General features: G+C 60.4%; 1 protein-coding gene. It reads right to left on the reverse strand.

What is annotated here, in order from left to right:
* Positions 1–647 (reverse strand): lambda-exonuclease family protein (locus P7A97_RS20515; RefSeq protein ID WP_277692346.1); only part of this gene is annotated, 647 nt, incomplete at both ends.

Below are 647 nucleotides of genomic sequence, written 5' to 3' on the forward strand. Positions count from 1 at the left end.
GCGGTGGGGTGTCGGTTTCCACGTAGTGCCAGAACTGGCGCTCCAACTCGATCAGGCGAGCGATCATCTGCTCATCCCGCTCGATGCGGTGGATCTCCAGCGTCTGACCACCCAGCAGTACTGCTACATCCGCCGCCTGCTTGCCGGTGACGGCGAGCTGGTGCATCACCTGCAGCTGCACATACTCCGGCACGCCCTCTTTCCAGAGGCGTGCCCCGTTTATGCCGGCTGTCTTGCATTCCAGGATCTGCACATCGTCAGCCCCGATCACCTCGCGGTCGATATTGGCCAGCATCCAGGGCAGCTCTGGATCCGGGTGCTGCAGAACGGCGTTGATACGTCGAACCTTGTTCTTAGTCCGCTTGCTGTAGTGCCAGGCCACGATGGGCTCCAGCACGTTGCCCCAGTACATAGGGCTTTCCTCATCCTGAGGATCGGCCTTGGGCATGCCAGCATCACGACTGGTCTTTTCCATCCACAGCTCCAACTGCGATTTATAGGGGTTGAGGCCTACAGCAGCCGCAGCGTCCGAACTGCCGATGCCTTGCTTGCGGATCTGCAGCCAGTCCTCGCGTGGCAGTTCCTTGGTGCTAACCAGGCGCAGAGCCGGACGGGATTTGCTGGTGCTGCGATTCAATGAAGTGGCT

The sequence above is a fragment of the Pseudomonas sp. GOM6 genome (genome assembly GCF_029537485.1).
GTDB lineage: Bacteria > Pseudomonadota > Gammaproteobacteria > Pseudomonadales > Pseudomonadaceae > Aquipseudomonas.